Origin of the sequence: Janthinobacterium sp. Mn2066 (assembly GCF_049319705.1) — a bacterium.
In the GTDB taxonomy this organism is placed as follows: Bacteria; Pseudomonadota; Gammaproteobacteria; order Burkholderiales; family Burkholderiaceae_D; genus Janthinobacterium.
Genome location: NZ_JBMOUF010000002.1, coordinates 577,405 through 604,373, shown reverse-complemented (window position 1 = coordinate 604,373; position 26,969 = coordinate 577,405). Strand labels below are relative to the sequence as shown.

Genomic DNA, 26,969 nt, shown 5'->3' with positions numbered 1-26,969 from the left:
CATGACTTTGAATACCATGCTGCATACGCTGTGGACAATCGCCGGGAACGACACCGCGCCGTTAAACCGCCTGCGCTTTTCCAGCACCGGCCTGTCCCTGCCTTCCACCTTCCATGTCGGCCCGATCGCTTCCGCCACGATCGGTGCGCAGGCGCTGATGGCCGCTGAAATCTGGCGTTGGCGCACAGGCCGCGAGCAGGAGGTACGGGTCGACCAGCGCCATGCGCTGGCCCAGTTCCGCAGCGAGCGCTACCTGCAAGTCGACGGCAAGCCGGCGCCCGATCCATGGAGCCCGATCGCCGGCTACTACCAGGCAGGCGACGGACGCTGGATACAGCTGCACACCAATTTCCCCCATCACCACAACGGCGTGCTGAACGTCTTGCAATGCGCCGACAGCCGAGAAGCCGTGGCAGCCGCCATCAAGGGCTGGAAGGCCGAGGAACTCGACGCGCGGCTGGCGCAGGAAGGCTTGTGCGCGGCGATGATACGCAGCCCGCAGGAATGGCAGGCCCACCCGCAGGCGGCAGCGATTGCCGCCCTGCCCCTGTTTGAGATTGAACGGATCAGCGACACGGCGCCATTGCCCTTGCCGGCCGATCACCAGGGCCGCCCGCTGGGTGGCGTGCGCGTGCTCGACCTGTCGCGCGTGATCGCCGCCCCCGTCGGCGCACGCACCCTGGCGCAGCACGGCGCCGATGTGCTGGCCATCAGCGCCGCCCATTTGCCGAACATTCCCGCACTGGTGATCGATACGGGACGCGGCAAGCGTCCGGCCCAGATGGACCTGCGCCAGGAAACGGAGCGCGAGCGCCTGCGCGAACTGATACGGGGCGCCGATATCTTTATCCACGCCTACCGGCCCGGTTCACTGGCAGCACGCGGCTTTTCCAGCGCCGAATTGCAGGCCTTGAAACCTGGCCTGGTCGAAGTCTGCCTGTCCGCCTACAGCCATGCAGGACCGTGGGCGCAGCGGCGCGGTTTCGACAGCCTGGTGCAATCGGCCAGCGGCATCGCCTGGGCCGAAGGGCAAGCCCAGGGGCTGGCGCAACCGGGCAAACTGCCTTGCCAGGCGCTCGATCACGCCAGCGGCTATATCGCTGCGCTGGGTGCAATGGCCGCCTTGAAACGGCGCGCCGTGGCAGGCGGCGGCTGGAGAGTGCGGCTGTCGCTGGCGCAGACAGGCGCCTGGCTGCAAGCGATGGGCACGGTGGAAGGCGGCCTGGCGCAGCCCGAGCTGAGCGCCGGGGAAATAGCCGCCTGGAGCACCGGGAGCGACTCGCCATTCGGCCGCATCAGCGCGATTACCCCGGCAGAGCAAATGACGGATACGCCGCCCTACTTTGCCCTGCCGCCCTCGCCGCTGGATGCTTACCAGGCCAGCTGGCTCTAGCCCTGACTTTACTTCGGCTGGGCCAGCAGCAAGCGGCCCAGCGCCTCGAACGCAGGGATGGTGACCGGGTCGTTGGCCGCATTGGCGGCCGTCGGCGTGGAAGCGTAGCGCACGATGACCATTTCCGCTTTCGGATCGATGTAGATACGCTGGCCATACACGCCACGCGCCATATAGGCGCCGTGGTCGTTGTGCGTGACCCACCACATGTCGCGGTAGCTCCAGCCTTGCAGCAAATCGTAACCAGCTTTTGCGAACAACTGCCTGTCGCCGCCACGACGGATATCGTCGACGGCCGCTTTCGGTACGATCTGCCGGCCCCGGTAGCGGCCGTCGTTGCGCAGCATCTCGCCAAAACGCGCCAGGTCGCGCAAGCCCGTATTCAAGCCGCCGCCGGAAAACGGCGTGCCCGTCGAATCGACGGTCATATAGGCATCCTGCTCGGCTCCCAGGCGGCTCCAGATACGCTCGGACAGGTAATCGTTGACGCTCTTGCCCGTCGCCCTGGCGATGATCCAGCCCAGCACATCGGAATTGACGGTCTTGTAGCCAAAGGCCCCGCCATGCCTGCCCTGGTGAGCCACCGTTTGCAGGTACTCGAAATAACTGCGCGGGCCCGTGTAATCGGCAGGTTTCGGCAACGGACTGCCAGCCGCCGCATGCTGCCACACTTCGGCCTTGGGGTCGGCGTAGTCTTCACTGAATTTCAAGCCGGTGGTCATGTCCAGCACCTGGCGCACGGTGGCGTCACCGAAGGCCGATTGCGCCAGTTCAGGCACATAGTCGGCCACCTTGCGGTTCGCATCGAGCTTGCCCTCGGCCACCAGGGTCGCCCCCAACACCCCGATCACGGATTTCGTCACCGACATGGCGCCATGCTGGCCACTCTCATTCAATACACCGAAATAGCGCTCATAGACGATGCGGCCACGGTGCAGCACCAGGATGCCGTCCGTGTAGTTGGCGCCCAGCGACTGCTCCCAGCTCATCGTGTCTTGCGCGCCCAGCGGCGTAAAGCGCAGGCTGTCGATATCGCTGCGCAGTGCGCGCGCCAGCGGCACGGGCGCATCCAGCCCGCGCGGCACGTTCACCGTCGGCATCAGCTGGCGAAAATGCGACACGCTCCAGCGCAGTTGCGGGAAATGAAAATAACTGCCATCGTCGAAGCGGATGATTTTATCGGCTGGCGGCGGCGCGCCCAGCATCCAGCGCAAGCTGGCCGGATCGCTGGCGGCGGCCGATAAGGGCGGTGCTGACGTTTCAGCCGCCTGCGCGGTACAAAACGCGAGCAGCAGTGTAGCGGCCACGCCTTGCAGGCCAGGAAAATGCGTCATGCCATACCCTCCCTTTAATACATCTACGTCGATTTACACTAGCCATCGCCGTGCTACAGCAAAGCCACGATCAGCAGGATCAGCGCCAGCGGCGCCTGCACCAGCACGATGCCTGGATGCGTGCGGCGCAGCTGCTGCCACACGTTCAGGCCCGGCGCTTCTTCGTGCGGGTGGTGTGCTTCGTCGCGCAGCGACATCGCGTGCAGGAACATGCCCGCGATCAGGGGGCCGGGATTGACCCACCAGCCCTGTTCCAGCAAACCGCGCGAGGCGTAAATCGCCAGCGCGGCGATGAGCAAGGGCGAAGCCCAGACGAATACCAGCATCACGCGGATGCCATAAAATTCAGCCAGGGTGCCCATGCGCTGCAAACGGCCGGCATCGTGGCTCGCCATGCGCTGGTCAATGGCCAGTTCCGCCCTGCCGTACAGGGTCCACAAGCCGCCGAACAGGCAGCCGAGCAGCACGCCGATGACGATATCTGCCACGAACACCACATATTTGTTCACGTCCGCCGTGCCGATGCCCAGCGACGTATAGGCAGCAGCGTGCAGGTGCAGGCCCGCCTGTTCGCCCTCGGCGGTCGTATAGCGGTCGCGCAGGTCATGCGTGGCGCCGATGAAAACCACCTGCTTGCGCGGCGCATCTGCCGCCACGCCGGCGCGGCCATCAATCAAATGCACCCTGGTCCGCGCAGGCTCCAGGAAGGCAGGCGCCATGGCCGATGGATGAAACGGTGCCGTGACGGCATTCTGTTCGGCAGCGTCCTTGGCGTCGCCATGGATGACAGGCTCGAAGGCCCAGCGCGCCAGCTCCTTTTCACTGTCCGTGCGCCCGGCCAGCTGGCAGACGCGGTTGGCCAGGCCAGCCACTTCCTTTTGTTCGGACAGCGCGGCCGGCATCGGCTGCTTCTGCTCCTGGCCTTGCGCACCATGCGCCAGCTCGAAAGCTACGGCCGCCAGCACCGGGCTTTTTACTTCGATGCGCGTGACTGCGCCCATGCGCTCGCGGATCTGCGGGCTGGCAAAGTGGATGCCGGCCGCGCAGCGCGTCCGTATCCAGCGCAGGTTCACGTTCCGGTCCGACTGTTCGGGCAAAATCAGCACCAGTTGATGGCCGCCCCTGGCCAGCGAGTCCAGCACACGGTCCAGCGGACGCCCGCCAGGCAGTTGCTGCTCATACACCGCAGGCGCAAGATCCAGATCGATCGCCAGCACCTGGCTGCCGCGCTGGGCCACGCTTGCCAGCAATTGTTCCAGGCGCGTGCGCTCCAGCGGTTCGCGTTCCTCGAACACCTGTTCAAATGCGGGCGGATCGATTTCGACGATGCCGGGCCGGTACGCACGGCCCGGGTCGGCCCCCTTGCGCAGCAGTTGCCCCTGTTCGGCACTGGTGCGCAGCATGGCTGCGTCCAGCCATTCGAGTACATGAAAACCTTCCAGCGCCAGCATCAGCGCGGCGATCAGGCTCGCACCGATCACGTGGTGCAGCAAATGCGTGCCCGTCAGCTTGAATGCCGCCCCCAGCTGAGTGACAGGCCATAGCAAACGCCGCGCCAGGGAAAGCTGCGCTTGGCCGTGCCGGTCAGGATAGTCTGGACTCACTGTGCCCCCCCCTTGCGCCTTGATGGGGCCGATGTTATCAGAGAAGCCAGATGTGGCCGGGCACGCTTGGCAAGTCTCCTGCCTGAGACGATCGTCTCAGCGTGGGCACATGCTGCAACGCAGAATGCAGTGTCCCGTACTTCATGCTACAAACAGGAACACCATAACAACACCAGAGACACGAGACCAAGGAGAGCGCCATGCCCTACGTCCGCCCAACCAGCCATATCGACCGGGTGCGCGACCTGATCGCCGGCCGCATCGTTAACCCCGGCGCCGATGCGGCCAGGCTGGCCTCGTCCTACCGCCGTTCGCTGAACGATTACCGGCTCGACCCCGCCTGCACCACCGGGCCACGCATCCTCAGCGGCGCCGAACTGCGGGCCATCCAGCAAGCGGAAGAAGGCTTTTTACGGTCGACGGGAGACTGCCTGCCGCGCCTGCACGCCATGGTGCGCGAAGCCGGTTATTGCGTCATCCTGGCCAATGCGCATGGCGTGACCATCGATTACGCGGTCGACCAGGACCAGCGCAAGCAGTTCAGGAAAGCGGGCCTGTACCTGGGTTCCTGCTGGTCCGAAGACGAAGAAGGCACGTGCGGCGTCGCCTCGGTGCTGCTCGACCATGAAGCGATCACCGTGCATAAAACCGACCATTTCCGCGCCGCCTTCACGGGCCTGACCTGCAGCGCAGCACCCATCTTTTCACCGCACGGCGACCTGATCGGCGTGCTCGACGCCTCCGCGCTGGCGTCGCCCGATGCACGCGACAGCCAGCGCCTGGTCAAGCAGCTGGTGCGGCAGAGCGCCACCTTGATCGAAGACGGCTATTTTCTCCAGTCCTACAGCCATTGCTGCATTTTGCTGGCGCACCGCAACCGCCATTTCGCCGAGGTGCAGCCGGAAATGCTGGTCGCCGTCGATGAACATGGCTGCATCGTGGCCGCCAACCGCTGCGCGCGGCTGGCTATCGAAGGCCTGGCCAGCCTGCCCCGCCCTGTCGCCGAGGTGTTCGACCTGCGGCCAGAGCGCCTGTTCGATGCGCGCGCCAGCCACCACCTGCTGTCCCTGCGCCTGCTCGCCAGCGGCGCCTGGCTGCATGCGCGCGTGCGCGCACCGATCCGCCACGCGCAAGAGAGAAGCAGTGCGCGCCCCATGCCCGCCGCCGGTGTGAAATATGACTACAGCGAACAGGAACTGGCCGAACGCACGCGCATCATCAACGCCATGAGCGCCGCCAAGTGGCGCCCTTTGCCGGCAGCGGCCATGCTGGGCATCTCGCGGGCGACCTTGTACCGTCGCATGAAACAGCTGCACATCGTGCCGCCGCACAGGCAATAGGCATCAAAACTGGCTGAGACTTCCGTCTCATCGCCAGCCATGCTGCAACGCAGGATGCGACGCCAGAACGGCAGTGATACAACATCGTCAGCGGTAATAAAACCGCATCCCGACAGACATGGAGGAGACACGATGACAAACGATAATCACACAGTGGCCAGCGTGCTGGAGCAGCTCGAAGGCGCGCTGCGCGCCAGCGACGCCACCGGCGCGGCGCAGCTTTTTGAAGAAAGCGGTTTCTGGCGCGACCTGGTGCTATTTACCTGGAATTTGAAAACCCTGGAAGGCCGCGTACAGATCGCCGACATGCTGAGCGCGCAACTGGGCGCCGTGCAGCCGGTCACCGTGCGCATCGCCGAGGGCGAACAGGCCGTTGAAGCCGGTGGCGTGACGCAATGCTGGATCACGGTGGAAACCAGGGTCGGACGCGGCACCGGTTTTATCCGCATCCGCGATGGCCAGATCTGGACCTTGCTGACCACCATGGCCGAATTGAAGGGCCATGAAGAACCCAAAGGCCCACGGCGGCCGATGGGCGCCGAACACGGGGCGCGCACCAACCGCAGCAGCTGGCTGGAACACCGCGAACAGGAAGCGCGCGAACTCGGTTATACGCGCCAGCCGTATTGCGTGATCATCGGCGGCGGCCAGGGCGGCATCGCGCTCGGCGCGCGGCTGCGCCAGTTGAACGTCCCCACCATCATCGTCGAGAAAAACGCCCGCCCAGGCGACAGCTGGCGCAAGCGCTATAAATCGCTATGCCTGCACGACCCGGTCTGGTACGACCACATGCCCTACATCCCCTTCCCAGACAACTGGCCCGTCTTCACGCCCAAGGACAAGGTGGGCGACTGGCTGGAAATGTACACCAAGGTGATGGAACTGAATTACTGGGGCTCGACCACGTGCGAATCGGCCAGCTATGACGAAGTTTCCGGCGAATGGACGGTCAACGTGGTGCGCGACGGCCAGCCCGTCACCCTGAAGCCACAACAGCTGGTACTGGCCACCGGCATGTCGGGCAAGGCCAACCTGCCCAGGTTCAAGGGCATGGAAGTGTTCCAGGGCGAGCAGCAGCACTCGTCCCGGCATCCAGGGCCGGACGGCTATGTGGGCAAGAAGGTAGTGGTGGTCGGGGCCAACAATTCGGCGCACGATATCTGCGCCGCGCTGTGGGAAGCGGGCGTGGACGTGACCATGGTGCAGCGCTCGTCGACGCATATCGTCAAGTCCGATTCGCTGATGGACCTGGCCCTGGGCGACCTGTATTCGGAACGCGCACTGGCGGCCGGCATGACCACTGCCAAGGCCGACCTGACCTTTGCCTCGATCCCGTACAAGATACTGGCGGACTTCCAGAAACCCATCTTCAAGGCCATCCGCGAGCGCGACGCCGACTTTTATGCGCGCCTCGAAGAACGGGGCTTCATGCTGGACTTTGGCGATGACGACTCGGGCCTGTTCATGAAATACCTGCGGCGCGGCTCCGGCTATTACATCGACGTGGGCGCCTCCGAGCTGGTCGCCGAGGGCAAGATCAAGCTGAAAAGCGGCGTCGGCGTGCAGGAATTGAAAGCCCATTCCATCGTGCTCTCGGACGGCACGGAACTGCCGGCCGACCTGGTGGTGTATGCCACCGGCTACGGCTCCATGAATGGCTGGGCCGCCGACCTGATCTCGCCGGAAGTGGCGAACAAGGTGGGCAAGGTGTGGGGACTGGGTTCAAGCACGACAAAAGATCCGGGACCATGGGAAGGCGAGCAGCGCAATATGTGGAAACCCACGCAGCAGCCAGCGCTGTGGTTCCATGGCGGTAACCTGCACCAGTCGCGCCATTACTCGCAATACCTGTCGCTGCAACTGAAAGCGCGCATGGAAGGCATCGCCACGCCCGTGTATGGACAGCAGGAAGTGCATCATTTGTCGTGATGCCTGAAAACCGGCCCGCAAAGCAGAAGCCGGGGTCGGACCCGCCAGGTCCGACCCCAGTCCTTGCCGTTGGGATATAAAAAAACGGCAGACCGAAGTCTGCCGCCATTTTTATCCTGATCTGCAGTAAATATTAACCGCCACCAGATAATAAACGTCTGACAAAATCGTAGCGAGCGGCGATGATTTGTGGCTAAGAAGCGCAACCGTGCTTAAGCACGGTGAGCATCGCAGGCCGCAAAGCGCGACGCGCAGTAGATTTTGTCACACGTTTTACTGCTTGATCGCTTCGATCGCAAAGGTCAGCGTGACGTCATCGCTCACTGCAGGTGCATATTTACCAGCGTTGAATTCCGAACGCTTGATGTGGGCCGTGGCATTGGCGCCGCAAGCATCTGACTTCACCATCGGATGTGGCGCGCAGGTGAACGACGTGACGGTCAGGGTCACTGGCTTGGTCACGCCTTTCAGGGTCAGGGTGCCATCGACGCTTGCCAGCTTGTCGCCATCGAAATTGAACTTGGTCGACTTGTAGGTCGCGACCGGGAATTTGGCCGTGTCCAGGAAGTCTTCGCCCTGGATGTGGGTGTTGAACACGGTCGAACCGGTGTCTACCGATTTGGTATCGATCAGTACTTCAACGGAGCCGGTCTTGGCAGCGCGGTCCAGGGTGATTTTACCGGTGGTGTTATTGAAACGGCTTTGCTGCGTCGAGAAACCCAAGTGAGTGTATTCAAAACGTGGGAAGGTGTGGCTACCATCGATGACATAGACTTCAGGAGCGGCAACGGCGGACAGCGAGATACCAGCAGCGACGGCAAAGGCGAGCAGTTTTTTCATTGTAAATTCCCTGATTCAAATGTGAAGGTTTAAAAACCGCGACCAATCCGCCCTTGAGCAGATGGTTATGGCTTGGTTGCAACGATTATGCATGCCATGAAGATCGATGTAAAATGGAAAATATACCTAGTTAGCATCGAAAAATTCGATAATAGGTACATCCCTGTCCACCACAGCGTCTCCTGTTGTCGATTATTCACCGCACGCTTGAAAATATCCAGCAATTTAAATGAGAATGATTCTTGTTATTCATCTCATGGATTGTTATCATGCCTGCCTTCCGCGCGACCGTGATTAACACTGTGTTTTAAAACCCGGCCGCGCCAACCATACGCCAGCCCGCCGGCCACCGCGCCTACGCCAGCCATCAGGCCATATCGCCACGCCGATCCAGCCCAGCCATCACTGCGCGCCCTGCTCTTCACGCCCTACCCGGCCAGCAGGCGCACTTGATCGTTACTTGATAGAGTAGGAAAATACATGAACGCAAATACCCTGAACCACGCCTCAAACAGCTCCACCGACACTGCCCTGCCCCGTAGCCAGCGCCTGAAAGCCGACACCATGGAAACGCACGACGTGCTGGACCAGCGCATCATGGCCAGCAAGCCTTTCGACAATACGCAAAACTACACGCGCTTCCTGCAGGCGCAATACGCTTTTTTGCGCGACGTCGATGCGCTGTATGAGCATGCGGGCCTGGCTGCCCTGCTGCCCGACCTGGCGCAGCGCCGCCGCTACGACAGCATCGCCGCCGACCTGCGCGACCTGGGCTCGCCCGTGCCAGCCGATGCGGCCGTAGCACCGTTCGGCCCCCAGCTGGACCTGGCCACCGCGCTGGGCTGGCTGTACGTCAGCGAAGGCTCGAAACTGGGCGCCGCCATCCTGTACAAGCTGGCGGGCAAGATCGGCCTCGATGAACAGCATGGCGCGCGTCACCTGGCCGGCCACCCCGATGGCCGCGCGCGCCACTGGCGCGATTTCACGGCCGTACTCGATGCCGCGCCGCTGGACCTTGACGGAGAAGCGCGCGTGATCGACGGCGCACGCGCCGCCTTCATGCGCATGCACGGCCACGTCGAGGCTTACGCATAATGAAGGAAAGGCGGAAGGAAAGGCGGAAGGAAGCGCAGACTGACATGCAGCCGGCCAGCGTGCCATTGCCGGAGACCCATGGCGCACGCCTGCGCCGCTGGGCCTGGACGGCCACCGGCGCGCTGATGGTTTTACTGGGCATCATCGGCGCCATGCTGCCCGTGATGCCGACCACGATTTTCCTGATCCTGGCGCTGGCCTGCTTCAGCCGCGCTTCGCCGCGCCTGGAACACTGGCTGCTGCAGCATCCGCGGTTCGGCCCATCGCTGCGCCAGTGGCGTCAACACCGCGCCGTCTCGCGGCGCGGCAAGGCCATGGCCTGCCTGGGCATGGCGATCGGCTTCGTCGCCATGTGCCTCGGCCATCCACCGACGTGGGTCATTATCCTGGTCGGCGTGATGGAAGTCGCCGTCATCATCTATCTGCTGCGCCGCCCAAATGGCCCGCCGCCAGCGGCGGCTATCAACATTGAGGCAGAATCTGCTCAGGATAGTGCAAATAGCGGTCGATAATCGCTCCCCCTTCTGCCACAAAAAACACCAGAACCGCTGCATCCCGCAAAAGATCGCCTTTTGCGGATGCCCTGTCCATCGAATTTTCCACCGCCCCGCCTCTCTTCTGCGCTGTACGGCACGATTTAATTCGGCAATATGAACTATTTTCAGTTTTTTTCACTTGAAAACAGCTGCATAGACATTATTCGCATATTCAAAGCAAGATTCTATCGTAGGGGGTATATGGCGATCGGAGGTATACTACGCAACCGACGTCCCAGGCCGGCCTGTCCGGCCGCCGCTGCAAGTGATCCATGCTGACGATGATGAGCAACATGGCAGTACGGGACGCGAATAATAAAAGGAATAGTGCATGACCATAAACCGTACACCGGTGATACGCATAGCTGACGCGAACAAGACCTTCGCGCTGCCCAAGGGCGAACAATTTCACGCGGTCAAATCGGTCTCGCTGGATGTTTATCCCGGCGATATTTTCGGCCTGATCGGCAAGAGCGGCGCCGGCAAATCGACCTTGCTGCGCCTGATTAACCTGCTCGAGCGCCCCGATAGCGGCAGCATCACCGTTGCTGGCCGCGAATTGACCAGCCTGGGCAAGAGCGCGCTGCGCGATGCGCGCCAGAATATCGGCATGATTTTCCAGCAGTTCAACCTGCTGCAAAACGCCAGCGTCTACGACAACGTGGCCTTCCCCCTGAAAATCCATGGCACCACCAAGGGCGAGCAGATCGCCGCCCGCGTCGAGGAATGCCTGGCGCTGGTGGGCCTGTCGGACAAGCTGCACAGCTATCCGGCGCAGCTGTCGGGCGGCCAGAAACAGCGCGTGGCGATTGCCCGCGCACTGGCCAGCCACCCTGACGTGCTGCTGTGCGACGAACCGACTTCCGCGCTGGATGCGGAAACCACGCGCGCCCTGCTCGATACCCTGCGCGACATCAATGCGCGCCTCGGCGTGACCATCGTCATCGTCAGCCATGAGCTGTCGGTGCTGGGCGCCATCTGCAACCGCGTCGCCGTGGTGGAAGCGGGCGCGATCGCCGAGCAATTCGACTTGAGCGACACCACCACCCCGCGCAAGACCGCGCTGGGACGCGAACTGGCTTATTACGGCACCGAAGCATTCGAAGCCACCGCATGGAAGGATGCCACACATGTTTGAAGAATCATTCAATAACGTCGTCGCGCTGCTGCCGGAAATCTGGGTCGCGCTGGGCCAGACCATGACCATGCTCGGCATCGGCCTGACGGCCGCCATCTTGATCGGCGGACCGCTGGGCATTTTGCTGTTCCTCGTCTCGGAAGGCCAGTCGCTGCAAAACCGCCCCCTGTCGATGATACTGGGCTGGCTGGTCAATACCGTGCGCAGCTTCCCCTTCATCATTTTGCTGGTGGCGCTGACGCCGTTTACCCGCATCATCGCCGGTACCTCGATCGGCCCGCTGGCCGCCGCGGTGCCGCTGTCGTTCGCCGCGATTCCCTACCTGGCGCGCCTGGTGGAGCAAAACCTGCGCGAAGTGCCGCGCGGCGTGATCGAGGCAGCGCACGCCATGGGCGCCTCAGAAATGCAGATCATTTTCCGCGTGCTGCTGGTCGAGGCGCGCTCCGGCCTGGTGCTGGCGCTGACCGTGCTGTCGATCAGCTTCCTGTCCTATTCGGCCGTGGCCGGCGTGGTGGGCGGCGGCGGCATCGGCGACCTGGCCATCCGCTACGGCTACTACCGCTTCGAGACCGACATCATGGTCGTCACCGTCGCCATCCTGATCGTGCTGGTGCAAACCATCCAGTTCGCAGGCACGCGCATCGCCAAGCGTCTCGACAAACGTTAATCTTTTCGAATCAAGGAAAAAACATGAATACATTCCGCCGCAAGCTGCTGCTGGCCGCCGTCAGCCTGACCCTGTCCGTTTCGGCCTACGCCAAGGACCCGAAGGAACTGGTGATCGGCACCAGCGCCGGCCCTTACGCCGACCAGCTGAAACTGGGCATCAAGCCGATCCTGGAAAAACAGGGCTACAAGGTCAAGATCGTCGAATTCAACGACTACGTGCAGCCGAACTACGCACTGGCCGAAGGCTCGCTGGACGCCAACGTGTTCCAGCACATCGTCTACCTGAACAAGTTCGCCACCGATAACAAGCTGGCGCTGAGCCCCCTAATCACCGTGCCGACCACGCCGATCGCCCTGTACAGCACCAAGCACAAGTCGCTGGCCGAGATCAAGCCCGGCGCCACCGTCGCCATGCCGAACGATCCGACCAACCAGGCGCGCGCGCTGGTGGTGCTCGACAAAATGGGCTGGATCAAGCTCAAACCGCATGTCGATCCGCTGCGCGCTTCCGAGCGTGACGTGGCCGACAATCCGAAGAAACTGAAACTGGTGCCGCTGGAAGCGGCGCAGTTGCCACGCTCGCTGGCCGACACCGACTACGCTTTCATTAACGGCAACTACGCGCAAGCGGCCGGCATCAAGCTGACCAGCGCCCTGATCGCCGAAAAAATCTCGGACAGCTATGTCAACCTGGTGGCCATCCGCACGGCCGACAAGGGCAAGCCATGGGTGAAAGACATCGAAGCGGCCTACCGCTCGCGCGCCTTCCTCGACATCACCAATAAATACTTCGCCGGCTACGAAAAAACGGATTACCAGCTGGCGATGGAAAAGGCTGACAAGAAATAAACTAGCCTGGGCAGGCGCGTCCATGAAGAATCGTGGACCTGCCTGCGCTACTGCCTGAAATAAAACTGCTCTGCCGTTACAATGGCTTCCAGCCCATCTTTTGCAAGGAAGCCATGTCCGCCCCGCTCTCGTCCTCGCCGTCACCCTACCTCGCATCCGCTTCCGCCACGATAGAACATGGCCGCTACCGCGCTTTTTTGTTCGACATGGATGGCACCATCATCAATTCCATCGCTGCGGCCGAACGTATCTGGGGCTCCTGGGCGCAACGCCAGGGCCTGGACGTCGCCAGCTTCCTGCCCACCATCCACGGCGCGCGCGCGCTCGACACCATCGCCAGGCTGGATTTACCGGGCGTGGACCCGCACCATGAATCGCGCGGCATCACGGCAGCGGAAATCATCGATGTGGATGGCATCGTCGAAATCGCCGGCGCGCGGCACTTTTTGCAAACACTGCCAGCAGCGCAATGGGCCATCGTGACGTCCGCCCCGCGTGCGCTGGCGCTGGCGCGCCTGGAGGCGGCCGGCATGCCGCTGCCGGAGGTGATGGTGACGGCCGAAGACGTGAAAGCGGGCAAACCCCGGCCTGAATGCTATCTGCTGGCGGCGCAAAAGCTGGGCGTGTCAGCCACCGATTGCCTGGTGTTTGAAGACGCGGCGGTCGGCATCGAGGCGGGAGAAGCGGCGGGCGCCCAGGTGATGGTGATCACGGCCACGCATCATCACGCCATGGCCACGCGCCACGCCAGCATCGCCAGCTATGTTGCGATGACGGCCACGCTGGACGATGATGGTTTTATCAGCTTGAGCGAGGCTGCAGCACGCGCGCCAGGATAGTCTGCTCCAGCGCCGCAAAGGCTGCGCTGCCGCGCTGGCGGGGACGCGGCAAATCGATCTGTTCGTCGAGCGTGATCTGGCCATCTTCGATCAGCAGCACGCGGTCGGCCAGCGCTACCGCCTCGGCCACGTCATGCGTCACCAGCACGGCCGTAAAGCCACGCGCCAGCCACAACGATTCAATCAGCTGCTGCATTTCGATGCGGGTCAGGGCGTCGAGTGCGCCCAGCGGTTCATCGAGCAGCAGCAGTTGCGGCTCATGCACCAGCGCCCGCGCCAGCGCCACCCTCTGCTTCTGCCCACCCGAGAGCGCAGCCGGCCACTCGTCGGCGCGGTCGGCCAGGCCCACCGTCCACAGGGAAGCGGCGGCCGCCCCCACCGAACGGGGCAAACCCAGGGCGACGTTTTCCAGCACGGTTTTCCAGGGCAGCAGCCGCGCTTCCTGGAACATGATGCGGATGTCCGGGGCGTCGAATTGCTTGCCTGAGCCAACAGTCACCTGGCCTTGATCCACGCTTTCCAGGCCCGCGATCGAACGCAGCAAGGTACTCTTGCCGCAGCCGCTGCGTCCCACGATGGCGACGAATTCACCGGCACGCAATGCCAGATCGATGTTGTTGAGCACCCGGCGCCCGCCATAGGCCTTGCTCAGCTTATCCAATGCCAGCGGCACGCCGCACCGCTCGAACCTGCCGCGCGGGCCAGTCCTGGCCTTCGCTTGTTCGGCGACGGGATCGTACTGCACGAAGTGGGACAAAAAGTCCGATTCGATCTGGATGGGCGCGAGCAGCATGGTGTGTTCTTTCGTGATTAGCGGTAAGCGGGATTCCAGCGCAAACAATGGCGTTCCAGCCGGCGCGAGAACAGGTCGGCCAGCTTGCCCAGCAAGGCGTACAGCAAAATACCGACCAGCACCACGTCCGTTTGCAGGAATTCGCGTGCATTCATGGTCATGTAGCCGATGCCGGCCTGCGCCGAGATGGTTTCGGCCACGATCAGCAGCACCCATACCAGGCCCAGCGAAAAACGCACGCCCACCAGGATGGACGGCATGGCGGCCGGCAGGATCACGTCGCGGTACAGGGGCCAGCCGGACAAGCCGTAGCTTTTCGCCATCTCGATCAGGCCCTGGTCGGCCGAACGGATGCCGTGGAAGGTGTTCAGGTAGACGGGAAAGAAGACGCCCACGGCCAGCAAAAACAGCTTGGCCGTCTCGTCGATGCCGAACCACAGGATCACCAGCGGGATCAGCGCCAGCGCCGGGATGTTGCGCACCATTTGCAGGGTCGTATCCAACAGGGTTTCCGCATGGCGGAAGCTGCCCGTCAGCAGGCCCAGCAGCAATCCCAGTCCCCCGCCGATGGCAAAACCCAGGGTGGCCCGCCACAAACTCGTTTTCAGGTGCAGCCACAATTCACCGGACGCCGTCAGGCTCCAGAAGGCTTTTGCCACGGCCCACGGCTCGGGCAGGATGCGGCTCGATAGCCAGCCCCATTGCGACGCCAGCTGCCAGGCCAGCAGCAGCGCAAAGGGCAAGGCCCATGGCGCCAGCGTCTTGGGCGCTACGCCCCATGCCCGACTACGGCCGGCCGCCATCTCAGGCCGCTTTCTTCTGTGACGCCGCCGGCACGATATTGCTGGCCATGACTTCGCCAAAAGGTCCGCTCAGCGACTGCTCGCCCACGGCCTTGCCCTTGCCCAGCAAGGGGAATACCAGTTCGGCGAAGCGGTACGATTCTTCCAGGTGCGGGTAGCCAGAGAAGATAAAGGTATCGATGCCCAGCTCCGCGTATTCCTGGATGCGCGCCACCACCGTGGGAGCGTCGCCGACCAGCGCCGTGCCCGCGCCGCCGCGCACCAGGCCCACGCCGGCCCACAGATTGGGCGACACTTCCAGTTTGTCGCGCTTGCCGCCATGCAGGGCCGCCATGCGCTGCTGGCCGACCGAATCCATCTTGCCGAACGCTTCCTGCGCCTTGGCGATGATGTCGTCGTCCAGGTGGCTGATCAATTCATCGGCTGCGCGCCAGGCCGCTTCATTCGTTTCGCGCACGATCACGTGCAAACGGATGCCAAACCGGACTGTGCGCCCCCTTTTGGCCGCGCGCGCGCGGATATCGGCGATCTTTTCCGCCACGGCGGCCGGCGGCTCGCCCCAGGTCAGGTAGACGTCCATCTGTTCAGCCGCCAGTTCATGCGCAGGCTCGGACGAACCGCCAAAGTACAGCGGCGGATACGGCTTTTGCACGGGTGGATACAGGGTCTTGGACCCCTTCACCTGGATATGCTTGCCCTCGAAATCATAGCCCGCCGCACCACCCTCGCCGGCCAGGGTGGCGCGCCAGACGCGGATGAATTCATCGGAAATTTCATAGCGCCTGGCATGGTCGGCAAACAGGCCGTCCGCTTCCAGTTCGGCCTGGTCGCCACCGGTCACCACGTTGATCAGCAGCCGGCCATTCGACAGGCGGTCAAAGGTGGACGCCATGCGCACGGCCAGGCCAGGCGTGGACAAGCCCGGCCGCACGGCGACCAGGAACTTGAGCTTTTGCGTCACGCTGATCAGCGACGACGCCACTACCCACGCGTCTTCGCACGAGCGGCCGGTCGGCAATAGCACGCCATCGTAGCCCAGGGTGTCGGCGGCGACGGCCACCTGGCGCAGGTAATCGGCATCGACCGGGCGCGCGCCCTGCGAGGTGCCCAGGTAGCGGCTGTCGCCATGGGTGGGAATAAACCAGAAGATATTCAATGACATGGAACTCTTTCGCTTGATTATGGATCGATTACTTGCCACTGGTGGCCAGCTGTCTGGCCGGCAGCAGCGCATCCTTGACGACGATCGGTTTCGGGATCAGCTTCAGGCCGGAAAAGGCGTCGGCCACCTTTTGCTGCGAGGCGATCACATCGACCGACACGGGCTTGACGCCATACGCATAACGCGAGGCCGCCAGCGCCACCACGTCGCGGCCCAAGCCCGTCTGGGCCGACAGCACGGCCGCCACTTCATCGGGGTTGTTGCGGCCCCAGTCGTCGACCTTGGCGATTTCATCGAGCACGATGCGCAGGATCTCGGGATTTTTTTCCGCGTAATGGCGCGAAGCGAGGTAGAACTGGTAGTTCGCCACCAGGCCCTTGCCATCGGCCAGCACCCTCGCACCCAGCTGCTTTTCGGCGGCGGCCAGGAAGGGGTCCCAGATCGCCCAGGCATCCACGCTGCCCCGCTCGAAAGCGGCGCGCGCATCGGCCGGCGGCAGATACACGGGCTGGATGTCGCTGTAGGCGATGCCGGCTTTTTCCAGCGCCTTCAACAGCAGGTAATGCACGTTCGAGCCCTTGTTCAGGGCGATCTTCTTGCCCTTCAATTCAGACAAGCTACGTAGAGGTGAACCTTTGGGCACGACGATCGCTTCGCTGCCCGGCGAGGCCGGCTCATTGCCCACGTAGACCAGGTTGGCGCCGGCGGCCTGGGCAAAGATGGGCGGCGCTTCGCCCACGGTGCCGAAATCGATGCTGCCCACGTTCAAACCCTCGAGCAGCACGGGGCCGGCCGGAAACTCCGTCCACTTCACCGCCACGCCCTGCTCGGACAAGCGTTTTTCCAGCGTGCCGCGGCCCTTGAGCAAGGTCAGCGTGCCGTATTTCTGGTAGCCGATGCGCACTTCAGGCTGGGCCTGGGCCTCTGCCGTCATCGGCATGCTGGAGGCCAGCACGCCCGCAACGGCGGCGAACAGCAGGCCCACTGTGGTGCGGCGGGAAAGGCGGTTTTCGTGGCGGTTGCTCATGGCGGCTCCTTGTGGTTACGAACTCAGGCTGGTTGAAGGTCGGCGTGCGATGCCCGGACAGACGGCGCTACGGCACTCTGGCGGGCGCCCGCCAGCACGGACAAGCCGGCAGACAGCTCATCGATGCCGGCCTGCACACGTTTGGCAATTGGTTCGTCCAGATTCAGGCCACGCTCTTCATGCCAGCCCAGTTGCTGGGCATTCGCGTAAATGCTGGTGTAGACCTGTTTGGCGCCCAGCGCCTGCAGCACGGGGCGCAAGGCGTAGTCCAGCGCCAGCGTGTGCGCATGGCCGCCGCCCGTGGCCAGCGGCAGCACCAGCTTGCCGGCCAGGCCGTCTTGCGGCAGCAAGTCGAGGAAGGTTTTCAGCAGCCCCGTATAGGCGGCCTTGTAAATCGGCGTGGCGATCACGATGGCGTCGGCCGCAGCCACGGCTTGCACCGCCTGGGCGATCGCCGGATCGCTGTAATCGGCCAGCAGCAGCGCCTGCGCGGGCAGCTCGCGCACATCGAGCTTGCCCACGCCATGGCCCTGCAGGACCAGGCGTTCGCCGATAAACGCCAGCAAACGGCCCGAACTCGATGGCTGCTGGGGGCTGCCGCCCAATAAAAGTATGCTCATAGGATGTCTGTTGCGATGTCAACGATGGAGTGATTTGCTGCAGCCTATCGCCATCAGGGCTGCAGCAAAACGAATGCTTTCGCGCTTCGATATGTATTTTCCGGATATGGCCGGGCAACGCCCCGCAGCCTGCCACGCGCCGCCGTGATTGCATTTTTCCGCATATGCATGTGCGCTTTTCTTCGTGTACGGGCGTTGACAGCCGGTGCAATACTGGCCGCATCGTCCCACTGGAATCGCCGTCATGTCATCTGTTCTTCCCTTATCCCCCCACCATGCCGGGCAGGCAGCGCCAGACCCCATCGGCATCGCCACGGCGCTGGCGGCACGCCTGGCTGAAACGGCCAATGCCCGCGACCAGGCGGGCGGCCATGCGGCACAGGAGCGCGAATGGCTGCGCGAGTCCGGCTTGCTGACCTTGTCGATTCCGGTGCAATTTGGCGGCCAGGGTGCGCCCTGGACGCTGGTCTGCCAGGTGATACGCATCCTGGCCCGCGCCGACAGCGCGCTGGCGCACGTATTCGGTTTTCACCATTTGCAGCTGGCCGGCCTGCAGCTGTATGGCAATGCGCAGCAGCAGCGCCACTTGCTGACCCTGACCGTAGCCGAGCGCCTGTTCTGGGGCAATGCCCTCAATCCGCTCGACCGGCGCGTCACGGCGCAGGACACCAACGATGGCTATCTGCTCGACGGCATCAAGAGTTTTTCTTCCGGCTCCGTGGGGTCGGACTGGCTGACCGTCTCGGCCTGGCACGCACCGACCAAAACGGCGCTGATCGCCGCCCTGCCCACGCGCCAGGCCGGCGTACAGGTCAGGCCCGACTGGGATGCATTCGGCCAGCGCCAGACGGACAGCGGCAATGTACATTTCGAGCAGGTGTTCCTGCCATCCGACCTGGTGCTGCAGGCCCCCGCGCAGGTCGCCACGCCACAGGCGACCGTGCGTTCGCAGATCGCGCAGCTGATCATGACGAACCTCTACCTGGGCATCGCCGAAGGCGCTTTCGAAGCGGCCCGCCGCTATACGGAGGAGCAGGCAAAAGCCTGGTTTGCCTCCGGCGTGGACAAGGCCAGCGACGACCCGCTGGTGCAGCACCGCTACGGCCAGCTATGGCTGCTGCTGCGCCCCGCGCAAGTACTGGCCGACGCGGCGGCGCAGGAACTCGATACGGTCTACCGCAAGGGTTCCTTGATCACGGCGCAGGACCGGGGCCAGCTGGCCGTCGCCGTGGCTGAAGCGAAAGCCCTGGCGCACAAGGCAGGCCTGGAAGTCAGCAGCCAGATGTTCGAGCTGACGGGCGCCCGCTCCACCTCGGCCCAATATGGTTTTGACCGCTACTGGCGCAACGTGCGCGTGCATACCCTGCACGATCCCATCGACTACAAGCTGCGCGACCTGGGGCGCTATGCCCTGAGCGGCACCTTGCCGGAACCGACCGCGTACTCGTGATTGTCAGCTTCCACCCGGGGTCGGTCGCTTCGCGATCGGAATGCCCCCCATTGGGAGCATTCCCCCGGCGGGTCCGACCCCGGCATTGCTGTTGGGTTTTATTGAATCACCACTCAATCAAAAGGAACTGTCATGAACATCGCCCGCCGCCCCTTCATATTCAGCGCCCTTGCAATGACCCTGGCGCTCGCCACCAGCTTCGCCCACGCCAGGGATCCGAAGGAGATCGTGATCGGCACCAGCGCCGGCCCGTATGCGGACCAGATCAAGCTGGGCATCAAGCCCATCCTGGAAAAGCAGGGCTACAAGGTCAGGCTGGTGGAGTTCAATGACTATATCCAGCCGAACTTCGCGCTGGCCGAGGGGTCGCTGGACGCCAACGTCTTCCAGCACATCGTTTACCTGAAAAAATTCGCGACCGAGCACAAGCTGGCGCTGACGGACCTGGTCACCGTGCCCACCGCGCCCATCGCCATCTACAGCAGGAAGCACACCACGCTGAACGATGTGAAGGAAGACACGACGGTGGGCTTGCCGAACGATCCGACCAACCAGGCACGCGCACTGGTGCTGCTCGACCAGCTGGGCTGGATCAAGCTGCGCGCAGGCTTTGATGCCGTGCGCGCATCGGAAAAGGATATCGCCGTCAACCTCAAGAAAATCAAGCTGCTGCCACTGGAAGCGGCGCAGCTGCCACGTTCGCTGGGCGACACCGATTACTCTTTCATCAACGGTAACTATGCGCTGGCCTCGGGCCTGAAGCTGACGGATGCCTTGATCGCCGAAAAGATCTCGCCCAACTACATCAACCTGGTGGCCGTGCGCACGGCCGACAAGGACAAGCAGTTCGCCAGGGATATCGCGGCAGCCTACCGCTCGCGTGAATTCCTCGACGTGACCAACAAATACTTTGCCGGCTATTCGAAGACCGAATACCAGCAAGCCTTGCAAACGGCAGCAAAATAAACCATGGCCAAGACGATACGCTTCAACGCTTTCCAGATGAATACCGTGGGCCACCAGTCACCCGGACTGTGGACCCATCCGCGCGACCAGAGCCACCGCTATACCGATCCTGCGCACTGGACCGAACTGGCGCGGCTGCTGGAAGCGGGCCTGTTCGACGCCATCTTCCTGGCCGATGTGCTGGGCGTGTATGACGTGTACCAGGGCGGCGTAGCAGCGGCCTTGAAGCATGGCGTGCAAGTGCCGCTGAACGACCCGCTGGCGCTGGTGCCCATCATGGCGCAGGCAACCACACACCTGGGTTTCGGCGTCACCTGCGCCCTCACCTATGAACATCCATACACGTTTGCGCGGCGCATTTCCACGCTCGATCATTTGACGGGCGGACGCATCGGCTGGAATATCGTCACCGGCTACCTCGACAGCGCGGCGCGCAACCTGGGCCTGAACCAGCAGCTGGGCCACGATGAACGCTACGACCTGGCCGATGAATACCTGGACGTGGTCTACAAGCTATGGGAAAAAAGCTGGGAGGACGACGCCGTGGTCAACGACAAGGCACGCGGCGTGTACACCGATCCAGCCAGGGTTCACCCGATTAATCATCACGGCCGCCATTACCAGGTGCCCGGCATCCACCTGTGCGAACCGTCGCCGCAGCGCACGCCGCTGCTGTACCAGGCCGGTACTTCGCCGCGCGGCACGCGCTTTGCAGCACGCCATGCGGAAGCGACGTTTGTCAGTGGGCCCAGCAAGACGGTGGTGAAACGCCATGCGGACGACTTGCGCGCGGCCGTAGCCCAGGCCGGCCGCAATGGCGACGCCCTGGTCATCTACGCGCAGGCGCTGATCATCACGGGCGAAACGCAAGCCGAGGCGCGCGCCAAGTACGAAGATTACCGCAGCCATATCGATATCGAGGCGGCGCTGGCGCTGCTGTCCGGCTGGACGGGCGTGGACTTCAGCCGCTATCCGCTCGACGCCACCATCGATTACATCGACCTGGACGCAGGCCGCTCGGCGCTGGCCTCCTTCAGCCAGGCTGACCCCGACCGCAAATGGACGGTGCGCGAAGCGGCCGAATATATCGGCCTGGGCGGACGCGGCCCCGTGATCGTCGGCGATGCCAGCCAGGTGGCCGACCAGCTGGAAAGCTGGATAGACGACACCGGCATCGACGGTTTTAACCTGGCTTTCGCCGTGGCCCACGACAGCATGGCCGATGTGGTGAGCCACATCGTGCCGGAACTGCAGCGGCGCGGCCGCTACCGCCACAGCTACGCAGAGGGCAGCTTGCGCCATAAGGTATTCGGCCAGGGCCCGCGCCTGCCGGACAGCCATGCCGGACGCCAGGTCAGCATCGCTCCCGCAGCATCGGCCACCCTCGCCGCCGCGTAAACCCGCCATCAAGGACACCATGAAACGCAGAACCCTGTTACAGCTGGCCGCCAGTGGCGCAGCAATCGCCGCCCTGCCCTCGCTGGCTCGCGCCGCAGCTCCAGCCACTAATCCTGATACTAAGCCCTTAAAAGAACTGCGGCTGGACTACGCCTATTATTCGCCGGTCAGCCTGGTCTTGCGCCGTTTCGGCTGGCTGGAAGAAGCCTTCAAGCCGGAAGGCACCAATATAAAATGGATCTTCAGCGCGGGCAGCAACCGGGCGCTCGAATACCTGAACGCGAACAGCATCGATATCGGTTCGAGCGCCGGCCTGGCTGCCCTGCTGGCCCGCGCCAATGGCAACCCTGTCCGCGCACCGTATATTTTTTCGCGGCCCGAATGGACGGCGCTGGTGGTGCGCAAGGATAGCCCTATCCGCACTATCGCCGACTTGAAGGGCAAGAAGGTGGCCGCCACCAAGGGCACCGATCCGTATCTGTTCCTGCTGCGCGCGCTGAAAACGGCGGGCCTGAAACGCAGCGACATCGAACACGTGAGCCTGCAGCACGCCGATGGCCGCGCCGCGCTGGAACAGGGCAAGGTCGATGCCTGGGCCGGCCTCGACCCGCATATGGCGGCCAGCGAACTGGAAGCGGGTTCGCGCCTGATCTACCGCAACGTGGCCTTCAATACCTATGGTTTCTTGAACGTGCGCGAGGACTTCCTGGCCAGCCGGCCCGCCGAAACGGCCAAGGTGATACAGGCGTATGAACGGGCGCGCGCCTGGGTGATTGCCAACCCGGCCGAAGCGTCGAAAATCCTCGCGGAAGAAGCCAGGGTCAGCCTGCCGGTGGCGCTGCTGCAAGTCAAGCTGCGCAGCGATTTCAGCAATCCGCAACCATCGACCGAACACGTCAAGGCGCTGCAGCTGGCCGCGCCCATCCTGGTCGAAGAAGCCCTGGTCAAACCGGGCACGGACGTTAACCGCGCCATTGCGGAACTGGTCGATACGCGCTTCGCCCGCCCCTATATCAAGGCATAAAGCACGTCATGAACAAGCAGACACTGGCCGTTGACAAGGCAACCGCTTCCCATTCATTCAAACTGCGCCTGCCGCGCGCCGCCTGGGGCTTGCTCCTGCCGGTCCTGGCGTTGCTGGCCGCCGAAGTGGGCGTGCGCAGCGGCGCCATTCCCGACAACCTGCTGCCCGCGCCCAGCGAGATTGCGGCCACCATCGCCGAGCTGGCGCGCCATGGCCTGACCGGCCACGTGCTGGCCAGCACCGTGCGGGTGGCCATCGGTTTTGCGGGCGGCGCCTTGCTGGCCATCGTGCTCGGTGCGGCAGTCGGCTTGAACCGCACGGCGGAAGCCTTGCTCGACCCGACCTTCCAGGCGCTGCGCGCGATACCGTCGCTGGCCTGGGTGCCCTTGCTGCTGCTATGGCTAGGCATCGATGAAGCGCCCAAGCTAGTGTTGATCGGCATCGGCGCGTTTTTCCCCGTCTACATGGGCGTGGCCTCGGGCATCCGCGACGTGGACCGCAAGCTGATCGACGCGGCCCGGCTGTACCGTTTGAGCCGTTTCGCACTGGCGCGCCGCGTGCTGCTGCCGGCTGCCTTGCCGGCGATTTTTACGGGGCTGCGCAATGGCCTGAGCCTGGCCTGGATGTTCATGGTGGCGGCCGAACTGATCGCCGCCAGCCAGGGCCTGGGCTATCTGCTCAGCGATGGCCGCGAAACCAGCCGCGCCGACATCGTGCTGGCCGCCATCGTGCTGCTGGCCTTACTGGGCAAGGCCAGCGACAGCCTGATGCGCCGCCTGGAAAACCGTTTGCTGGCATGGCGCGACAGCTATGCCCCAGCCTGAAAAACCATGACGACATTATTAGACATCAGCGTCCATGAAAAAAGCTACGGCACCCGCCGCGTGCTGCACAACCTGCAGCTGCAGCTGCGCCAGGGTGAAATCGTCAGCCTGATCGGCGCCAGCGGCTGCGGCAAGAGCAGCCTGCTATCGATCGTGGCGGGGCTGGACGGCGACTTTCGCGGCAAAATCCAACTTGATGGCCTGCCGCTGGAAGGCGTACATGCCGGGGTTCAAGCTGAAATCGGCCTGATCTTCCAGGAACCGCGCCTGTTTCCCTGGCTGACGGTGGCGCAAAATATCGCCTTTGGCCTGGGCGCCGGCGGCGAGCACGATCCCCGCGTGGCCGTGCTGCTGGACGAAGTGGGTTTGCAAGGCCATGCCGCCAGCCTGCCCAAGCAATTATCTGGCGGCCAGGCGCAGCGGGCGGCAATCGCCCGTGGCTTGTTTGGCCAGCCCCGCATCTTGCTGCTGGACGAACCGTTTTCCGCCGTCGACGCGTTTACCCGCATGAAGCTGCAAGACCTGCTGGCAAGCGTCGCTGACCGCCACGGCTTGACGGTGCTGCTGGTGACCCACGATATCGACGAAGCGCTGTACCTGAGCGACAGCATCGTCATGCTCGACACGCGCGCCGGCCCGCCGCGTGCCCATTACGACGTAGCGCAGCCCCGGCCACGCACGCGCGCCCCAGCCGCGCAAGCCGCCTTGAAAGACACCATCCTGGCCGAACTGCACGCAGCGCACGCGATCTGACCTCCATCGCAGGCAGCACCGATGTTTGCATACCGGTGCAATCCATGTCAGCATATGCCACCTGGCACACCTGACAAGGATAGCAATGCCCTTCACACTGACACGCGCCCTGCTTCTTCCGACACTATTCGCAAGCTCCGCGGCATTTGCCCAAACGCCCGATGCCGCCGCCCTGAATGCGGACCAGGCGCCGTTCCGCATCTATGCCAACACGTATTATGTGGGCGTCAAGGGCGTCAGTTCCGTGCTGGTCACCTCGCCCGAAGGCCACGTGCTGATCGATGGCGGCTTGCCTGAATCGGCGGCAAAGATCATCGCCAATATCGCCACCCTGGGCTTTCGCATCGAAGACGTGAAGATGATCCTCAATTCGCACGGCCACTACGACCAGGCGGGCGGCCTGGCCGAACTGCAGCAGCGCAGCGATGCGCTGGTCGTCGCCAGCCCGTCTTCTGCGCTGGACCTGGCGGCCGGTGAAGTGGGTCCGGACGATCCCCAATACAAGGCGCAGCCCAACTATCCGCCCGTGACCGATATGCGCCTGGCGCGCGACGGCAACCATTTTTATGTCGGCCCCATCAAGCTGACGGCCCACACCACGCCCGGCCACACGCCCGGTGGCCTCAGCTGGACCTGGCAGTCGTGCGAGGGCAAGCGCTGCCTGAACATGGTGTATGCCGACGACCTCGATCCCGTCTCGCGGCCCGGCTTCAAGTTCAGCGCCAGCAGCGAATATCCGAACGCGCTCGACGATTTCCAGCATAGCTTTGAAACGCTGGAACACCTGCCCTGCGACGTGCTGGTCTCCGCCCGTCCGGAAGCGTCGAAACTGTGGCAAAGGCTGGAACTGAGTGCAACAAAAGGCAGCGCGGCCTTTATCGACCCGCAGGCCTGCCACGCTTATGTGGCCGAAGCGCGCAATCTGCTGGACACCCGCCTGCGCAGCGAAAAGGAATAAAACGTCAACCGTGCGCGCCCTCGCGGCGCAGGTCTGCTAGTGTGCGGATTTTATGATCTTGCCAAGAACAGGAGTTTTCGCATGTTGACCTTCTCCCGCCTGATCCCCCTCGGCTTGATAGCCTTGCTTGCCGGCTGCACGCAAACCGCACCAGCCACCAGCACCACAGGCAGCAGTCCGATTGCCGCCACCGCGCCATTGCAGCCACCGCTACCGCTGGTGGGCACCCCATGGAAACTGAAGGAACTGGCCGGCCAGACCATCACGCGCACGCCACCGCAGCAGCAGGACATTACCCTGCTGCTTGATGGCGGCCGTGTCAGCGGCCATAGCGGCTGCAACCGGATGATGGGCGCTTACGGCACGAATGGCAGCAGTACGCTGACGTTCTCGCAATTTGCCGGCACCATGATGGCTTGCCAGCCGGCCGACATGGCGCTGGAACGTGACCTGCTCAAGCGCCTGTCCACCGTCAACGGCTACCGCTACGACGGCCAGGATTTGCTGCTGACCAGCGATGGCGTCGTGGTGGCGCGGTATGAGGCCACGACCAGACACTTCTAATCGCTGCGTGTCTGCGCCTGCGACACGTTACTGCCGGCTGGCACGCTATGTGTCAGCCACACATTGCCCCCGACGGTCGATCCTGCGCCGATGATGATGCGTCCTAACACAGTGGCGCCGGCGTAGATCACCACGTCGTCCTCGACGATGGGGTGGCGCGGCGTGCCCTTGATCAGGGCGCCCGTATCGTCGGCCGGAAAACGCTTGGCGCCGAGGGTCACGGCCTGGTACAGGCGCACCCGCTGGCCGATGATGGCCGTCTCGCCGATCACCACGCCCGTGCCATGGTCGATAAAGAAGCTGGCGCCGATCTGTGCGCCAGGGTGGATATCGATGCCCGTCAGCGTATGCGCGATATCGGCGATCAGGCGCGCCAGGAACGGTGAGCCGAGGATGTGCAGCTGGTGCGCCAGGCGGTGGTACAAAATGGCGATGGTGCCCGGATAGCACAGCATGATTTCGGCCACCGAAGTGGCGGCCGGGTCGCCCGCATACGCAGCCTGCACGTCGGACACCAGCAGCGCGCGTATCGCAGGCAGGCTGGCGGCAAATGCACGCGTGATGTCGCGCGCCCGCTGCGCCAGCGCGGCATCATCGTTCCCCGCATGGCCTTCGTCATCGGCGCGCACGGAAAACAGCAGCCCGCGCCGCACTTGCTCGCTCAGGCGGTTCAGGGTGGTGTTGAGGGTATCGCCGACAAAGTAATCGATGCTTTCATCGGTCAGGTTCGGCCGCCCGTAATGGGTGGGGAACAGCGCCGCCGACAGGCCGTTGACGATGGCCGTCAATGCCTCGCGCGACGGCAGTTCGCGCACCCGTCCATTGTGGCGGATCTTGTGCTTTTCTTCGCGCGAAACGCGCAGCGCCTGGATCACAGGCTCCAGATTCCATTGTGCCGATTCGTCGGCAGGCGCCGTAGGGTAGCTGCTAGTCATGCGGGGTCACTTCCAGGAAAACGGCGCACACGCCGGGTCGCGCCAGCTTAGCCCCCACACCTCCAAAACAGAACGAAGAATTTTACTCCTGCATATGCGAAAAATGCATATGCATCCTTGCCACCT

Annotated in this window: 26 protein-coding genes; 17 read left to right on the top strand and 9 right to left on the bottom strand. The window is 63.4% G+C overall.

The window, feature by feature from the left end; genetic code table 11:
* Position 1: 1 nt before the first annotated feature.
* Positions 2-1,393 carry a CoA transferase gene (locus tag ACL9RI_RS06025; protein ID WP_422725666.1) on the top strand — a complete coding sequence of 464 codons (1,392 nt, stop codon included), beginning with the start codon at positions 2-4 and terminating at the stop codon, positions 1,391-1,393.
* A gap of 8 nt (positions 1,394-1,401) precedes the next feature.
* On the opposite strand, the gene ACL9RI_RS06020 is transcribed toward ACL9RI_RS06025, so the two are convergent.
* Positions 1,402-2,727 (bottom strand): serine hydrolase domain-containing protein, encoded by a 1,326-nt coding sequence (locus tag ACL9RI_RS06020; RefSeq protein ID WP_422725665.1) that lies wholly within the window; start codon positions 2,725-2,727, stop codon positions 1,402-1,404.
* A 53-nt stretch (positions 2,728-2,780) separates the two neighbouring features.
* Entirely contained in the window at positions 2,781-4,274 is a 1,494-nt protein-coding gene (locus ACL9RI_RS06015; protein ID WP_422725664.1) for a CHASE2 domain-containing protein, read from the bottom strand.
* 257 nt (positions 4,275-4,531) lie between these two features.
* Here ACL9RI_RS06015 and ACL9RI_RS06010 point away from each other — a divergent pair, with 257 nt between their 5' ends.
* Together ACL9RI_RS06010 and ACL9RI_RS06005 are read left to right on the top strand one after the other, a co-directional pair.
* Positions 4,532-5,671 (top strand): helix-turn-helix domain-containing protein, encoded by a 1,140-nt coding sequence (locus tag ACL9RI_RS06010; protein WP_422725663.1) that lies wholly within the window; start codon positions 4,532-4,534, stop codon positions 5,669-5,671.
* A gap of 132 nt (positions 5,672-5,803) precedes the next feature.
* Positions 5,804-7,600, top strand: coding sequence for an NAD(P)-binding domain-containing protein (locus ACL9RI_RS06005; RefSeq protein ID WP_422725662.1), 1,797 nt, complete (start codon positions 5,804-5,806; stop codon positions 7,598-7,600).
* A 273-nt stretch (positions 7,601-7,873) separates the two neighbouring features.
* Here the strand turns inward: ACL9RI_RS06005 and ACL9RI_RS06000 are convergent, their stop codons facing one another.
* Positions 7,874-8,440 (bottom strand): YceI family protein, encoded by a 567-nt coding sequence (locus tag ACL9RI_RS06000; RefSeq protein WP_422725661.1) that lies wholly within the window; start codon positions 8,438-8,440, stop codon positions 7,874-7,876.
* Between the two features lie 480 nt (positions 8,441-8,920).
* Between ACL9RI_RS06000 and ACL9RI_RS05995 the strand changes: the two genes are divergently transcribed.
* The 6 genes from ACL9RI_RS05995 to ACL9RI_RS05970 all read left to right on the top strand — a co-directional run bounded on the left by ACL9RI_RS05995 (position 8,921) and on the right by ACL9RI_RS05970 (position 13,566).
* Positions 8,921-9,535, top strand: a complete 615-nt coding sequence (locus ACL9RI_RS05995) for a biliverdin-producing heme oxygenase (RefSeq protein ID WP_422725660.1) — start codon at positions 8,921-8,923, stop codon at positions 9,533-9,535.
* A 44-nt stretch (positions 9,536-9,579) separates the two neighbouring features.
* On the top strand, positions 9,580-10,047 hold the full coding sequence (locus ACL9RI_RS05990; RefSeq protein WP_422725659.1) for a YbaN family protein: 468 nt from the start codon (positions 9,580-9,582) through the stop codon (positions 10,045-10,047).
* Between the two features lie 355 nt (positions 10,048-10,402).
* A complete protein-coding gene (locus ACL9RI_RS05985) occupies positions 10,403-11,209 on the top strand; it encodes a methionine ABC transporter ATP-binding protein (RefSeq protein WP_422725658.1) in 807 nt (268 codons plus the stop codon).
* Positions 11,202-11,876: a methionine ABC transporter permease gene (locus tag ACL9RI_RS05980; RefSeq protein ID WP_422725657.1), complete on the top strand. Its 675-nt coding sequence runs from the start codon at positions 11,202-11,204 to the stop codon at positions 11,874-11,876. The genes ACL9RI_RS05985 and ACL9RI_RS05980 overlap by 8 nt, the downstream gene beginning before the upstream one ends.
* 23 nt (positions 11,877-11,899) lie before the next feature.
* Complete coding sequence (locus ACL9RI_RS05975) at positions 11,900-12,727, top strand: MetQ/NlpA family ABC transporter substrate-binding protein (protein ID WP_422725656.1); 828 nt, start codon at positions 11,900-11,902, stop codon at positions 12,725-12,727.
* A gap of 113 nt (positions 12,728-12,840) precedes the next feature.
* Positions 12,841-13,566 (top strand): HAD-IA family hydrolase, encoded by a 726-nt coding sequence (locus ACL9RI_RS05970; RefSeq protein WP_422725655.1) that lies wholly within the window; start codon positions 12,841-12,843, stop codon positions 13,564-13,566.
* Here ACL9RI_RS05970 and ACL9RI_RS05965 read toward each other — a convergent pair.
* From ACL9RI_RS05965 to ssuE, 5 genes are all read right to left on the bottom strand, one after another.
* On the bottom strand, positions 13,529-14,311 hold the full coding sequence (locus ACL9RI_RS05965) for an ATP-binding cassette domain-containing protein (RefSeq protein ID WP_422725734.1): 783 nt from the start codon (positions 14,309-14,311) through the stop codon (positions 13,529-13,531). The two genes, ACL9RI_RS05970 and ACL9RI_RS05965, sit on opposite strands and share 38 nt — an antisense overlap.
* Positions 14,312-14,376: 65 nt before the next feature.
* On the bottom strand, positions 14,377-15,162 hold the full coding sequence (gene ssuC / locus ACL9RI_RS05960; protein ID WP_422725654.1) for an aliphatic sulfonate ABC transporter permease SsuC: 786 nt from the start codon (positions 15,160-15,162) through the stop codon (positions 14,377-14,379).
* A gap of 1 nt (position 15,163) precedes the next feature.
* Positions 15,164-16,324, bottom strand: coding sequence for an FMNH2-dependent alkanesulfonate monooxygenase (gene ssuD, locus ACL9RI_RS05955; RefSeq protein ID WP_422725653.1), 1,161 nt, complete (start codon positions 16,322-16,324; stop codon positions 15,164-15,166).
* A gap of 28 nt (positions 16,325-16,352) precedes the next feature.
* Positions 16,353-17,351 carry a sulfonate ABC transporter substrate-binding protein gene (locus ACL9RI_RS05950; protein WP_422725652.1) on the bottom strand — a complete coding sequence of 333 codons (999 nt, stop codon included), beginning with the start codon at positions 17,349-17,351 and terminating at the stop codon, positions 16,353-16,355.
* Between the two features lie 23 nt (positions 17,352-17,374).
* Positions 17,375-17,971, bottom strand: coding sequence for an NADPH-dependent FMN reductase (gene ssuE / locus ACL9RI_RS05945; protein WP_422725651.1), 597 nt, complete (start codon positions 17,969-17,971; stop codon positions 17,375-17,377).
* 244 nt (positions 17,972-18,215) lie between these two features.
* Here ssuE and ACL9RI_RS05940 point away from each other — a divergent pair, with 244 nt between their 5' ends.
* The 8 genes from ACL9RI_RS05940 (at position 18,216) to ACL9RI_RS05905 (ending at position 25,908) form a co-directional block, all read left to right on the top strand.
* Positions 18,216-19,421 carry an acyl-CoA dehydrogenase family protein gene (locus tag ACL9RI_RS05940; protein ID WP_422725650.1) on the top strand — a complete coding sequence of 402 codons (1,206 nt, stop codon included), beginning with the start codon at positions 18,216-18,218 and terminating at the stop codon, positions 19,419-19,421.
* A gap of 132 nt (positions 19,422-19,553) precedes the next feature.
* Complete coding sequence (locus ACL9RI_RS05935; RefSeq protein WP_422725649.1) at positions 19,554-20,387, top strand: MetQ/NlpA family ABC transporter substrate-binding protein; 834 nt, start codon at positions 19,554-19,556, stop codon at positions 20,385-20,387.
* Between the two features lie 3 nt (positions 20,388-20,390).
* Positions 20,391-21,785: an LLM class flavin-dependent oxidoreductase gene (locus tag ACL9RI_RS05930; protein WP_422725648.1), complete on the top strand. Its 1,395-nt coding sequence runs from the start codon at positions 20,391-20,393 to the stop codon at positions 21,783-21,785.
* A gap of 19 nt (positions 21,786-21,804) precedes the next feature.
* A complete protein-coding gene (locus ACL9RI_RS05925) occupies positions 21,805-22,809 on the top strand; it encodes an aliphatic sulfonate ABC transporter substrate-binding protein (protein WP_422725647.1) in 1,005 nt (334 codons plus the stop codon).
* Positions 22,810-22,817: 8 nt separating this feature from the next.
* Complete coding sequence (locus tag ACL9RI_RS05920) at positions 22,818-23,633, top strand: ABC transporter permease (protein ID WP_422725646.1); 816 nt, start codon at positions 22,818-22,820, stop codon at positions 23,631-23,633.
* 6 nt (positions 23,634-23,639) lie between these two features.
* On the top strand, positions 23,640-24,386 hold the full coding sequence (locus tag ACL9RI_RS05915) for an ABC transporter ATP-binding protein (protein ID WP_422725645.1): 747 nt from the start codon (positions 23,640-23,642) through the stop codon (positions 24,384-24,386).
* A gap of 85 nt (positions 24,387-24,471) precedes the next feature.
* Positions 24,472-25,344, top strand: coding sequence for a subclass B3 metallo-beta-lactamase (gene bla / locus ACL9RI_RS05910; protein WP_422725644.1), 873 nt, complete (start codon positions 24,472-24,474; stop codon positions 25,342-25,344).
* Positions 25,345-25,425: 81 nt separating this feature from the next.
* Positions 25,426-25,908, top strand: coding sequence for an META domain-containing protein (locus ACL9RI_RS05905; RefSeq protein WP_422725643.1), 483 nt, complete (start codon positions 25,426-25,428; stop codon positions 25,906-25,908).
* Here the strand turns inward: ACL9RI_RS05905 and epsC are convergent.
* Positions 25,905-26,843 carry a serine O-acetyltransferase EpsC gene (epsC, locus tag ACL9RI_RS05900; RefSeq protein ID WP_422725642.1) on the bottom strand — a complete coding sequence of 313 codons (939 nt, stop codon included), beginning with the start codon at positions 26,841-26,843 and terminating at the stop codon, positions 25,905-25,907. The genes ACL9RI_RS05905 and epsC overlap by 4 nt on opposite strands.
* Between the last annotated feature and the right edge of the window lie 126 nt (positions 26,844-26,969).

What these genes read in the sequence shown, in the direction of transcription:
- ACL9RI_RS06025 (WP_422725666.1), top strand. Translation starts at nt 2, where the DNA reads ATGACTTTGAATACCATGCTGCATACGCTGTGGACAATCGCCGGGAAC.
- ACL9RI_RS06020 (WP_422725665.1), bottom strand. Translation starts at nt 2,727, where the DNA reads ATGACGCATTTTCCTGGCCTGCAAGGCGTGGCCGCTACACTGCTGCTC.
- ACL9RI_RS06010 (WP_422725663.1), top strand. Translation starts at nt 4,532, where the DNA reads ATGCCCTACGTCCGCCCAACCAGCCATATCGACCGGGTGCGCGACCTG.
- ACL9RI_RS06005 (WP_422725662.1), top strand. Translation starts at nt 5,804, where the DNA reads ATGACAAACGATAATCACACAGTGGCCAGCGTGCTGGAGCAGCTCGAA.
- ACL9RI_RS06000 (WP_422725661.1), bottom strand. Translation starts at nt 8,440, where the DNA reads ATGAAAAAACTGCTCGCCTTTGCCGTCGCTGCTGGTATCTCGCTGTCC.
- ACL9RI_RS05995 (WP_422725660.1), top strand. Translation starts at nt 8,921, where the DNA reads ATGAACGCAAATACCCTGAACCACGCCTCAAACAGCTCCACCGACACT.
- ACL9RI_RS05990 (WP_422725659.1), top strand. Translation starts at nt 9,580, where the DNA reads ATGCAGCCGGCCAGCGTGCCATTGCCGGAGACCCATGGCGCACGCCTG.
- ACL9RI_RS05985 (WP_422725658.1), top strand. Translation starts at nt 10,403, where the DNA reads ATGACCATAAACCGTACACCGGTGATACGCATAGCTGACGCGAACAAG.
- ACL9RI_RS05980 (WP_422725657.1), top strand. Translation starts at nt 11,202, where the DNA reads ATGTTTGAAGAATCATTCAATAACGTCGTCGCGCTGCTGCCGGAAATC.
- ACL9RI_RS05975 (WP_422725656.1), top strand. Translation starts at nt 11,900, where the DNA reads ATGAATACATTCCGCCGCAAGCTGCTGCTGGCCGCCGTCAGCCTGACC.
- ACL9RI_RS05970 (WP_422725655.1), top strand. Translation starts at nt 12,841, where the DNA reads ATGTCCGCCCCGCTCTCGTCCTCGCCGTCACCCTACCTCGCATCCGCT.
- ssuC (WP_422725654.1), bottom strand. Translation starts at nt 15,162, where the DNA reads ATGGCGGCCGGCCGTAGTCGGGCATGGGGCGTAGCGCCCAAGACGCTG.
- ssuD (WP_422725653.1), bottom strand. Translation starts at nt 16,324, where the DNA reads ATGTCATTGAATATCTTCTGGTTTATTCCCACCCATGGCGACAGCCGC.
- ACL9RI_RS05950 (WP_422725652.1), bottom strand. Translation starts at nt 17,351, where the DNA reads ATGAGCAACCGCCACGAAAACCGCCTTTCCCGCCGCACCACAGTGGGC.
- ssuE (WP_422725651.1), bottom strand. Translation starts at nt 17,971, where the DNA reads ATGAGCATACTTTTATTGGGCGGCAGCCCCCAGCAGCCATCGAGTTCG.
- ACL9RI_RS05940 (WP_422725650.1), top strand. Translation starts at nt 18,216, where the DNA reads ATGTCATCTGTTCTTCCCTTATCCCCCCACCATGCCGGGCAGGCAGCG.
- ACL9RI_RS05935 (WP_422725649.1), top strand. Translation starts at nt 19,554, where the DNA reads ATGAACATCGCCCGCCGCCCCTTCATATTCAGCGCCCTTGCAATGACC.
- ACL9RI_RS05930 (WP_422725648.1), top strand. Translation starts at nt 20,391, where the DNA reads ATGGCCAAGACGATACGCTTCAACGCTTTCCAGATGAATACCGTGGGC.
- ACL9RI_RS05925 (WP_422725647.1), top strand. Translation starts at nt 21,805, where the DNA reads ATGAAACGCAGAACCCTGTTACAGCTGGCCGCCAGTGGCGCAGCAATC.
- ACL9RI_RS05920 (WP_422725646.1), top strand. Translation starts at nt 22,818, where the DNA reads ATGAACAAGCAGACACTGGCCGTTGACAAGGCAACCGCTTCCCATTCA.
- ACL9RI_RS05915 (WP_422725645.1), top strand. Translation starts at nt 23,640, where the DNA reads ATGACGACATTATTAGACATCAGCGTCCATGAAAAAAGCTACGGCACC.
- bla (WP_422725644.1), top strand. Translation starts at nt 24,472, where the DNA reads ATGCCCTTCACACTGACACGCGCCCTGCTTCTTCCGACACTATTCGCA.
- ACL9RI_RS05905 (WP_422725643.1), top strand. Translation starts at nt 25,426, where the DNA reads ATGTTGACCTTCTCCCGCCTGATCCCCCTCGGCTTGATAGCCTTGCTT.
- epsC (WP_422725642.1), bottom strand. Translation starts at nt 26,843, where the DNA reads ATGACTAGCAGCTACCCTACGGCGCCTGCCGACGAATCGGCACAATGG.